The 2,500-nt window shown below is 57.2% G+C and carries 1 rRNA gene (cut by a window edge); it reads left to right on the top strand.

Annotated features, from left to right (window positions below):
- Positions 1–2,478 (top strand): 23S ribosomal RNA (locus QMK24_RS40555); it begins 646 nt to the left of the window's first position.
- The last annotated feature ends 22 nt before the right edge of the window (positions 2,479–2,500 follow it).

The raw sequence follows: 2,500 nt of genomic DNA, 5'->3' as shown, positions 1-2,500 counted from the left end.
GTGGTCTCGTGACTGCGTGCCTTTTGAAGAATGAGCCTGCGAGTTTGCGGTGTGTTGCGAGGTTAACCCGTGTGGGGTAGCCGTAGCGAAAGCGAGTCCGAATAGGGCGACTGAGTAGCGCGCCCAAGACCCGAAGCGGAGTGATCTAGCCATGGGCAGGTTGAAGCGGCTGTAAGAGGTCGTGGAGGACCGAACCCACCAGGGTTGAAAACCTGGGGGATGACCTGTGGTTAGGGGTGAAAGGCCAATCAAACTCCGTGATAGCTGGTTCTCCCCGAAATGCATTTAGGTGCAGCGTCGCGTGTTTCTTGCCGGAGGTAGAGCACTGGATAGGCGATGGGCCCTACCGGGTTACTGACCTTAGCCAAACTCCGAATGCCGGTAAGTGAGAGCGCGGCAGTGAGACTGTGGGGGATAAGCTCCATGGTCGAGAGGGAAACAGCCCAGAGCATCGACTAAGGCCCCTAAGCGTACGCTAAGTGGGAAAGGATGTGGAGTCGCAGAGACAACCAGGAGGTTGGCTTAGAAGCAGCCATCCTTGAAAGAGTGCGTAATAGCTCACTGGTCAAGTGATTCCGCGCCGACAATGTAGCGGGGCTCAAGCGTACCGCCGAAGTCGTGTCATTCCCGCGTGAAGCCCCAACGGGTGCGGGGATGGGTAGGGGAGCGTCGTGTGCCGGGTGAAGCGGCGGCGGAAGCCAGTCGTGGACGGTACACGAGTGAGAATGCAGGCATGAGTAGCGATACACACGTGGGAAACGTGTGCGCCGATTGACTAAGGGTTCCTGGGTCAAGCTGATCTGCCCAGGGTAAGTCGGGACCTAAGGCGAGGCCGACAGGCGTAGTCGATGGACAACCGGTTGATATTCCGGTACCCGCTTTGAAACGCCCAGTATCGAACCCATTGATGCTAAGGCCGTGAAGCCGTCCTGGAGCCTTCGGGCAAAGGGGAGTGGTGGAGCCGCCGGTCCAAGGTGGTAGTAGGTAAGCGATGGGGTGACGCAGGAAGGTAGTCCAGCCCGGGCGGTGGTTGTCCCGGGGTAAGGGTGTAGGGCGTTGCGTAGGCAAATCCGCGCAACATGAGTCTGAGACCTGATGCCGAGCCGATTGTGGTGAAGTGGATGATCCTATGCTGTCGAGAAAAGCCTCTAGCGAGTTTCATGGCGGCCCGTACCCTAAACCGACTCAGGTGGTCAGGTAGAGAATACCGAGGCGTTCGGGTGAACTATGGTTAAGGAACTCGGCAAAATGCCCCCGTAACTTCGGGAGAAGGGGGGCCGTAACCGGTGATAGCACTTGCTGCTTGAGCTGGGGGCGGCCGCAGAGACCAGCGAGAAGCGACTGTTTACTAAAAACACAGGTCCGTGCGAAGCCGTAAGGCGATGTATACGGACTGACGCCTGCCCGGTGCTGGAACGTTAAGGGGACCGGTTAGTCACATTTCGGTGTGGCGAGGCTGAGAACTTAAGCGCCAGTAAACGGCGGTGGTAACTATAACCATCCTAAGGTAGCGAAATTCCTTGTCGGGTAAGTTCCGACCTGCACGAATGGCGTAACGACTTCTCGACTGTCTCAACCATAGGCCCGGTGAAATTGCACTACGAGTAAAGATGCTCGTTTCGCGCAGCAGGACGGAAAGACCCCGGGACCTTTACTATAGCTTGATATTGGTGTTCGGTTCGGCTTGTGTAGGATAGGTGGGAGACTGTGAAGTCATGGCGCCAGCCATGGTGGAGTCGTCGTTGAAATACCACTCTGGTCGTGCTGGATGTCTAACCTCGGTCCGTGATCCGGATCAGGGACAGTGTCTGGTGGGTAGTTTAACTGGGGCGGTTGCCTCCTAAAGAGTAACGGAGGCGCCCAAAGGTTCCCTCAGCCTGGTTGGCAATCAGGTGTTGAGTGTAAGTGCACAAGGGAGCTTGACTGTGAGACTGACGGGTCGAGCAGGGACGAAAGTCGGGACTAGTGATCCGGCGGTGGCTTGTGGAAGCGCCGTCGCTCAACGGATAAAAGGTACCCCGGGGATAACAGGCTGATCTTCCCCAAGAGTCCATATCGACGGGATGGTTTGGCACCTCGATGTCGGCTCGTCGCATCCTGGGGCTGGAGTCGGTCCCAAGGGTTGGGCTGTTCGCCCATTAAAGCGGTACGCGAGCTGGGTTTAGAACGTCGTGAGACAGTTCGGTCCCTATCCGCTGCGCGCGCAGGAATATTGAGAAGGGCTGTCCCTAGTACGAGAGGACCGGGACGGACGAACCTCTGGTGTGCCAGTTGTCCTGCCAAGGGCATGGCTGGTTGGCTACGTTCGGAAAGGATAACCGCTGAAAGCATCTAAGCGGGAAGCCTGCTTCGAGATGAGTATTCCCACCCCCTTTGAGGGGTTAAGGCTCCCAGTAGACGACTGGGTTGATAGGCCAGATGTGGAAGCCCGGTAACGGGTGGAGCTGACTGGTACTAATAGGCCGAGGGCTTGTCTAACTTTTTTGCTCGCGTCCACTGT

This window comes from Streptomyces sp. PH10-H1, from assembly GCF_030063355.1.
Lineage (GTDB): Bacteria > Actinomycetota > Actinomycetes > Streptomycetales > Streptomycetaceae > Actinacidiphila.
Note: the sequence above shows the minus strand (reverse complement) of the source record. Positions and strands in the feature narration are given on the sequence as shown.